This window comes from Saccharomonospora iraqiensis subsp. paurometabolica YIM 90007 (assembly GCF_000231035.2).
GTDB lineage: Bacteria > Actinomycetota > Actinomycetes > Mycobacteriales > Pseudonocardiaceae > Saccharomonospora > Saccharomonospora paurometabolica.
Window position 1 is genome coordinate 12,646 of record NZ_KI912254.1, and the last position, 8,029, is coordinate 20,674.

The 8,029-nt window shown below is 73.5% G+C and carries 6 protein-coding genes; 4 read left to right on the plus strand and 2 right to left on the minus strand.

Annotated features, from left to right (window positions below; genetic code table 11):
• The first annotated feature begins 272 nt into the window (after window positions 1-272).
• The 3 genes from SACPADRAFT_RS0218010 to SACPADRAFT_RS0218020 all read left to right on the plus strand — a co-directional run bounded on the left by SACPADRAFT_RS0218010 (window position 273) and on the right by SACPADRAFT_RS0218020 (window position 3,131).
• Window positions 273-1,262 carry an oxidoreductase gene (locus SACPADRAFT_RS0218010; RefSeq protein ID WP_007025595.1) on the plus strand — a complete coding sequence of 330 codons (990 nt, stop codon included), beginning with the start codon at window positions 273-275 and terminating at the stop codon, window positions 1,260-1,262.
• A 37-nt stretch (window positions 1,263-1,299) separates the two neighbouring features.
• Window positions 1,300-2,307: a lipoyl synthase gene (gene lipA / locus SACPADRAFT_RS0218015; RefSeq protein ID WP_007025594.1), complete on the plus strand. Its 1,008-nt coding sequence runs from the start codon at window positions 1,300-1,302 to the stop codon at window positions 2,305-2,307.
• 149 nt (window positions 2,308-2,456) lie between these two features.
• Window positions 2,457-3,131, plus strand: a complete 675-nt coding sequence (locus tag SACPADRAFT_RS0218020; protein WP_007025593.1) for a DedA family protein — start codon at window positions 2,457-2,459, stop codon at window positions 3,129-3,131.
• Window positions 3,132-3,145: 14 nt separating this feature from the next.
• Here the strand turns inward: SACPADRAFT_RS0218020 and SACPADRAFT_RS0218025 are convergent, their stop codons facing one another.
• Together SACPADRAFT_RS0218025 and SACPADRAFT_RS0218030 are read right to left on the minus strand one after the other, a co-directional pair.
• Entirely contained in the window at window positions 3,146-5,095 is a 1,950-nt protein-coding gene (locus tag SACPADRAFT_RS0218025; protein WP_007025592.1) for an acyl-CoA dehydrogenase family protein, read from the minus strand.
• 457 nt (window positions 5,096-5,552) lie between these two features.
• Complete coding sequence (locus SACPADRAFT_RS0218030; RefSeq protein WP_233357208.1) at window positions 5,553-7,031, minus strand: MFS transporter; 1,479 nt, start codon at window positions 7,029-7,031, stop codon at window positions 5,553-5,555.
• A gap of 194 nt (window positions 7,032-7,225) precedes the next feature.
• Between SACPADRAFT_RS0218030 and SACPADRAFT_RS0218035 the strand changes: the two genes are divergently transcribed.
• Entirely contained in the window at window positions 7,226-7,978 is a 753-nt protein-coding gene (locus SACPADRAFT_RS0218035) for a PP2C family protein-serine/threonine phosphatase (protein ID WP_007025590.1), read from the plus strand.
• The last annotated feature ends 51 nt before the right edge of the window (window positions 7,979-8,029 follow it).

Consider the following 8,029-nt stretch of genomic DNA (forward strand, 5'->3'; position numbering starts at 1 on the left):
ACCGGGCCCGCCGCGCCACCTCCCCGGCCGCCACCCTCACCGGCTGGCTCCGCAAGCTGGCCCCGACCGGCTGACCCGCCCCCCCGGGGGTGTGCCGTGAAGGACTCCTTCACTGCGTCGCATGCCGTGAAGGACTCCTTCACTGCGTCACATGCAGGGAAGGACCCCTTCACGGCGCCGGGCGCAGGCAAGGGGGCCTTCACGGCCCACCTCCACGGGGCCGGGGCGGCGGGTGTTGATCAGGTTGCGGAGTGTGTCGGTAGGGTGGCCGGATGACGGTTTTCCGGGACTCGGGGGCCCGTCGGGGCTGGGACGAGGACGACATCGGCGACCAGCGCGGGCGCACCGTGCTGATCACCGGGGCGAACTCGGGCCTGGGTCTGCGCAGCGCCACGGTGTTCGCCGAACGGGGTGCGCGGGTGCTGCTGGCCTGCCGGTCGGCCGACCGCGGGCGGCGGGCGCTGGCCGAGGTCGAGGCACGCGCCCGGGTCCGGCCGGAGCTGGTCCCGCTGGATCTGGCGGACCTCGACTCGGTGCGTTCGGCAGCCCGGACGGTGACCGACCTCACCGGTGGCGCGCTCGACGTGCTGCTGAACAACGCGGGACTGATGGGGACCCCACGCGGCGAGACCGCCGACGGGTTCGAGACCCAGTTCGGCACCAACCACCTCGGACACGCCGCGCTCACCTGGCTGCTCATGCCCGCCCTGCGGGGCGGCCGCGACGCCCGCGTGGTCACCGTGTCCAGCCTCGCCGCGTTGCGCGGCCGGATCGACCTGCGTGACCCGCACTTCACCCGGCGCCGCTACAACCCCGCCACCGCGTACGCGCAGGCGAAACTGGCGAACCTGGTCTTCGCGGTGGAGCTTGACCGCAGGCTGCGCGCCGCCACCGACGGCGGGGAGGACGGGGCACCCACGGTGACCAGTGTCGCCGCACACCCCGGATACACCACCACGGGACTGGCGGGCTCGATGGCCCGCTCGCACGGCAATCCGGTGGCGCGTGCGGTGGTCGGGGCGGGAGCCCGGGTCGCGGACCTGTTCGGGCAGAGCGCCCGCATCGGGACGCTGCCCCAGCTGCACGCCGCCACCGCGGGGGAGGTGCGCGGAGGGGACTACGTCGGTCCGGACGGGCCGGGCGAACTCCGCGGTCACCCCAGGGTGAACAGACCACCACGCCGCGCACTCGACCGGGCGACGGGTGCCGGCCTGTGGGACCTGACCGCGGAGTTGACGGGCGTCACCCCGGATCCCGCGTAGTCGAACCCACCGGCACCTCCCGCGTAGGGTGGGGCGCGTGACTGTGGTGCCGGAGGGTCGGAAGCTGCTGCGGCTCGAGGTCCGCAACAGCCAGACACCGATCGAGAAGAAGCCGTCCTGGATCAAGACCCGCGCCCGCATGGGGCCGGAGTTCACCGAGCTCAAGGGGTTGGTCAAGCGCGAAGGTCTGAACACCGTCTGCGAGGAGGCGGGCTGTCCCAACATCTACGAGTGCTGGGAGGACCGCGAGGCCACCTTCCTCATCGGCGGTGACCAGTGCACCCGGCGGTGCGACTTCTGCCAGATCGACACGGGCAAGCCCGCCGACCTGGACGTGGACGAGCCGCGCAGGGTGGCCGAGAGCGTGCAGGCCATGGGACTGCGCTACTCGACCGTGACCGGCGTCGCCCGGGACGACCTCCCGGACGGCGGGGCCTGGCTCTACGCCGAGACGGTGCGCCAGATCCACGCGCTGAACCCGGGCACCGGCGTCGAGCTGCTCATCCCCGACTTCAACAACGACGACGACCAGCTCGCCGAGGTGTTCGGCTCCGAGCCGGAGGTGCTGGCGCACAACACCGAGACCGTGCCGCGGGTGTTCAAGCGCATCCGGCCGGGCTTCCGCTACGAACGCTCCCTCGACGTGATCCGCCGCGCCCGGCAGGCGGGGCTGGTGACCAAGTCGAACCTGATCCTCGGCATGGGCGAGACCCCGGACGAGGTGGAGCCCGCCATGAAGGACCTGGTCGACGCGGGGTGCGAGATCCTCACCATCACGCAGTACCTGCGCCCCTCCCCGCGGCACCACCCGGTGGACCGCTGGGTCAAGCCGGAGGAGTTCGTGGAGCACACGAAGACCGCCGAATCGCTGGGTTTCGCGGGTGTGATGGCGGGTCCCCTGGTGCGGTCGTCGTACCGCGCGGGCAAGCTGTTCGCCAAGACGAAGCAGCACCGTGGCGAGCCCCTGCCGGAGAACCTGGACCATCTGGCCGCGGCGGCCCCGGCCGCACAGGAGGCGAGCAGCGTCCTGGCGCGGCAGCGCTGACCCGGAGGACACGTGGTGCCGGACCCCGCCGCACGGACCGGTCGCTGCCGGGAAGCCCCGGAAAGGCCGGAACGGTACGGGCGTTACCGTCGACGGAATCGACATGACCGGTTCCGGCGGGCCGGCACCGCGACCACAGGGGGCGATCCGTGGTAACCGAGTTCCTCGACTGGCTGCAGAGCCTGCCGCAACCCGCGCTGGTCGGCGCCACCGGGTTGCTGGTACTGCTCGAGTGCACGGTCGGTCTCGGCTTCATCGCCCCCGGGGAGTCGGGCCTGCTGATCGCCGCGACGACCGCCACGACCATGCCCCGGTTCCTGGTGCTGTGGGGCGTGGTCACGGTCGCCGCGGGGATCGGTGACTCGATCGGCTACGCCCTCGGCAGGCGCTACGGGCCGCGCCTGCGGGAGACCCGGCTCGTCCAGCGCTACGGCGGCGACGCCTGGGACCGCGCGTGCACGATCCTGAACCGGCGGGGCGTGTGGGCGGTGTTCTTCGCCCGGTTCCTGCCGGTGGTCCGCACACTGACCCCGGCGGCGGCGGGCACGGCCGGACTGCCCTACCGCCGGTTCCTGCCCGCCGTCGTCGCCGGTGCGGCGTCCTGGTCGCTGTTGCACATCAGCCTGGGCGCCGTCCTGGGCGAGGCCGCCCGGCAGGTGGAGAACACCCTCAGCACCGGCGGCACCGCCGTGGTCGTGGCGCTGGGCGTCGTGGGTGTGCTCGCCGTCGTCCGGTACAAGCGGCGCAAGACCGCGAAGGCGCTGGCCGCGCTGTCCGGTGAGCCCGTCGCCGGGTCCCCGGACCACGGCGACGACCGCGACTGACGCCCCCGCCGGGTTCAGCGGGTCGGGGGCAGGAAGCGACGCGCCACGCCACCCCCGTCCACCGTCCCGGCGTGCCCGTCGCCGTCGGCGATCCACGGACCGGTGCCCTCGCTCGGGTCGAGCACCCCCTCCTCCAGCCAGGCGTAGCGCCCGGCGAGGACCTGACGCGCCAGCGCACGGTCACCGCGGTCGGTGTTGGTCCACAGCGCGCCGAACAGCGCCTCCACCCGCAGCCGCGCCTGCGCACAGAAGGCGTCGGCGAGCTCGTGCGCCGGGCGGCCGCGGTCCTCCTCGTCGGCGCCGGGGGTCTCCGCCCGGACACACACCGCGGTCATCGCGAACAGCTCCGCCCCGATGTCGACCACCCGGCCGAGGAACGCCTGCCGTTTCTCCATCGCCGCCCGCCACCGGGCCATGCCGTAGAAGGTGCACCGGGCGAGCCTGCGCGCGGCACGCTCGACATAGCGCAGGTGCCCGGCGAGGTCGCCGTACTCGGCGAACGCGGTCGGCACCCGCCCGGCCCCGGTGACCAGCCGGGGCAGCCACCGGGCGTAGAAGCCACCCGCACGGACCGCCGCGACGGCCCTGCGCCGCGGCCCCACGGACGGGTCGACGAGCTCGCCCGCCGCCGTGAGATGCACGTCGACCGCCTCCCGCGCGATGAGCAGGTGCATGATCTCGGTCGACCCCTCGAAGACGCGGTTGATCCGCATGTCCCGCAGCAGCTGCTCGGTGGGCACGGCGCGTTCCCCGCGGGCGGCCAGCGACCCGGCGGTCTCGTAGCCACGCCCGCCCCGGATCTGCACCAGTTCGTCGGCGATCTCCCAGGCCCGCTCGCTCGCCCACAGCTTCGCCAGCGCGGCCTCGATCCGGATGTCGCCGTGCCCCTCGTCGGCCATCCGCGCCGTGAGCTCCACGACCGACTCGAGCGCGAAGGTCGTGGCCGCGAGGAACGAGACCTTGCGGGCGACGGCCTCGTGCTCCCCGATCGGCCTGCCCCACTGCACCCGTTCGGCGGACCACTGCCGCGCGATCCCGAGCGCCCACTTCGCGGCGCCCGCGCAGGAGGCGGGGACCGACAGCCGTCCGGTGTTCAGGGTGGCCAGCGCGATCCGCAGCCCGTCCCCCTCACCCCCGACGACGTTGGCGCGCGGCACCCGGACCCGGTCGAACCGGGTGAGGCCGTTCTCGATGCCGCGCAGCCCCATGAAGGTGTTGCGTTGCCGGACCGTGATGCCCGGGCTGTCGGCCTCCACGACGAACGCGGTGATGCCTCCCGGACGTTCCCCGGTGCGGGGCACCCGGGCCAGCACGACGAGGAGTTCGGCCACCACCCCGTTCGTCGTCCACAGCTTCACACCGTCGAGTTCGTAGGCCGCACCGTCGTCGGTGGGGGTGGCCCTCGTGCCGAGCCGCGCCGGGTCGGACCCGACGTCCGGCTCGGTGAGCAGGAACGCCGACACCGCGCCCCGGGCACACCGCGGCAGGTACTCGGCCTTCTGCTCGGGTGTCCCCGCCAGTTTGAGCGGTTCGGGCACGCCGATCGACTGGTGGGCGGACAGCAGGACGCTCAGCGACGAGTGCACCGAACCGACGAGCATCAGGGCCCGGTTGTAGGCGAGCTGCGACAGTCCGAGTCCGCCGTAGTCTTCCGGGATCTTGATACCGAAGCAGCCGAGTTCGGCGAGCCCCTTGACGTAGGTGTCCGGGATGCGGCCCTCCCGTTCGATCACCGTCGGGTCCAGCGTCTCGCAGTAGGACCGCAGCCGGGCGAGGAACGCCTCGGCCGCGGGCGTGTCCCCGCCTCCCGGGCCCGCTCCGGGCGGTGTGTGCCGGATCAGGTCGAGGCGCAGCCGCCCGAGGTACAGCTCCCGGGCGAACGACGGCTTCGTCCAGCCGCTCTCCCGGGCCTGCTCGGCGACCTGCCGGGCCCGTGCCTCGGTGACGTGCGGATGCTCGGCCATCGGACCACCTCTTCCGGGGTCGGGTGGCCGTCCGGCGACGGGTGGGCCCGGCGGGCCGCGACGTCCCCCGGCGACCACGGTGGTACCCGGGGGTGGTCCGGCACCGCCCCGGGGAAACCCGGTGCCGCGCGGATTCCCCCGGACGCACCACGCCGGGCCGGGGAGACCGCCGCGGCCCGATGTGACCTCCGGAGGTGCGGAGGGTCCGGGTGAGCCCCGTCCCCTTCCTTGTCGGGACCCACCCGGACGGGATCGTCTTCCCCACCGTCCCGTTCGGCCCCCCTCGACCGCCGGGACGGAATTCGGTGACCGGGCACGCCGCCCGCGCACCACCACGACGGGTCCGCGGACCGGTGTGCCGGTGCGGGAAAGACCGGTTTCAGCCTTACCCGAGCAGTCGACGTTCCGCCAGTTGGAGTGCGGGGCGGAGCCGCGGATGTCACCCTGTCGGAGCAACTCACCTGACGGTGTGTGCCTCCTCGGTCAACGTGCGGTCACGATGCCTGCGGAGGTCGACGGTCGCCAGGGTCAGCGCCACCGCCGTGAGGGCCACCGAACACACCATCGCCCACCCCAGCGCGGTGGGGTATCCGCCCGCGCCGATCCCCGCGTGGAACACCGACGCGAGCACGGCCACCCCGACCGCCGTGCCGATCCGTTGCCCGGTCTGCAGGGCACCCCCGGCCACACCGGCCATCCGGGTGGGGACCCGGTCGAGGGTCAGGGTGGTGTTCGGCGAGATCACCATGCCGCCGCCGAGGCCGGCCAGCAGCAGCGGGGCGGCCACCACGTACCCGGTCGTGGCGGGCGCGGTGTGCGGGGCGATCGCCGCCACGGTGCCCAGACCGACCATCACCAGCGAGAGCCCCAGCAACGTCAGTTTCCGCCCCCATCGGGCGACCAGGCGCCCCGCGACGGCGGCCGACACCGCGGCCCCGAGGGCGAACGGCGTGACCGCGAGCCCCGACTCCAGCGGCGTGTACCCCAGCCCCTGTTGGAAGAACAGGGCGAAGACCAGCCAGATCCCTGCGAAGCCGGTGAAGTACACCGTCGCGATGGCCGCCCCGGTGGCGTAGCCGGGGGTGCGGGTGAACAACCGGACGTCCAGCAGCGGGGAGCCGCCCCGCGCCAGCACGCGGCGCTCCCACCACACGAACACGGCCCCCACCACCCCCGCGAGCGGCAGCATCCACCACAGCTGCCGTAGACCGTCCTGTTCGGAGCGGACCAGCGGCAGCAGCACACCCAGCACGGTCAGGCCCAGCAACACCATGCCGAGGTAGTCGAGCTGCGAACGCACCGGGCGCCCTCGCGGGGCGGACGGCGGCAGCAGGCGCGCCGCCAGGACCAACGCCACCGCCCCGATGGGGACGTTGACGAAGAACACCCACCGCCAGCCCTGGTCGGCCCCGACCAGGGCGATGATGAGCCCACCGAGCACGGGGCCGACCGCGGTGGAGATCGCGACCGTGGTCCCGAACGCGCCGAACGCACGCCCCCGTTCCGCGCCGCGGAACAACTCCTGGATCAGCCCGCTGTTCTGCGGGGTCAGCAGTCCCGCGGCGACCCCCTGGAGCAGCCTCGCGAGCACCAGCATGGACTCGTTGACCGCCGCCCCGGCGAGTGCGCTGGTCAGGACGAAGGCCGACAGCGCGATGAGGAACATCCGCCGTCTGCCGACCGCGTCCCCCAGCCTGCCACCGGAGACGAGGACCAGACCGAACGTCAGGGCGTACCCGGACACCACCCACTGCACCCCGGCCGTGGAGGCGTCCAGACCGCGCTGGATCGACGGCAGCGCGACGTTCACGATGCTGACGTCCAGCAGGGACATGAACCCCGCCGTCAGGGTCACCGCGAGGGCACGCCACCGACGCGGATCGGGTTCGTAGGCTTCGGGCACGGCCCCGGGACCGGACGGAGAATGGGACGCCACCCCGCCCACGGTATTCCAGCGGCGGGAGCGCGTGCTCACCACGAGCCCGGAGCCGACCGCCCGTGGGCAGGGCGGCTCCGGCGGCCGGACCGGACGCCGTAGCCTGGTCGCCGACACCCGTCCCGGACGCGAGAGCCGGACGAATCCCGCATTGTCGGCACTCGCGGCCCCACGACCAATGGTTCACTGCACACATGACACACGACGAGGCCCTCACCCTTCGCTCCGCCACGGGCTCCGACGTCGGACGGCAGCGGGACGGAAACGAGGACGCCGCCTACGCGACGACCCGGCTGTACGCCGTGGCCGACGGTATGGGCGGCCACGCCGCGGGGGAGGTGGCCAGCGCCCAGGCCATCGCGGCGCTGCGCGACCTGGACGCCCGGCTGACCGAGCCCGACCTCAGCGGGACCGACCTCGACGCCGAGCTCGCCGCGGCGGTCGCCGACGCCGCCGAACGACTCGACCGGCAGGTGGGTGAGGACCCCGCGTTGAGCGGCATGGGCACGACCCTGACGGCGATGCTGTGGGCGCCACCGCGGTTCTCCCTCGCGCACATCGGCGACTCGCGCTGCTACCGGCTCCGCGGGGACACGCTCACCCAGCTCACCCGCGACCACACGATGGTGCAGACCCTGGTCGACCAGGGGCGGATGAGCCCGGAACTGGCCGAACGCCACCCGAGCCGGTCCGTGCTGGTGCGTGCCCTGCTCGCGGGCGTCCCGGCGGAACCGGACGTCGCCGGGTACACGGCTGAACCGGGCGACACGTACCTGCTGTGCTCGGACGGGCTGACCGACGTCGTCCCCGTCGAGCGCATCGGATCGGTGCTCGGCTCGGCTGCCGACCCGGACGACGCGGTGTCCTCGCTGATCGATCTGGCCAACGACGCGGGGGGACCGGACAACATCACCTGTGTGGTCCTGCGGGTCGCCGCCGGAGGATGACGGTGCCGGGCGGGTACCGTCCGGCACCCGCCCGACGTCGGCGACCCGGGT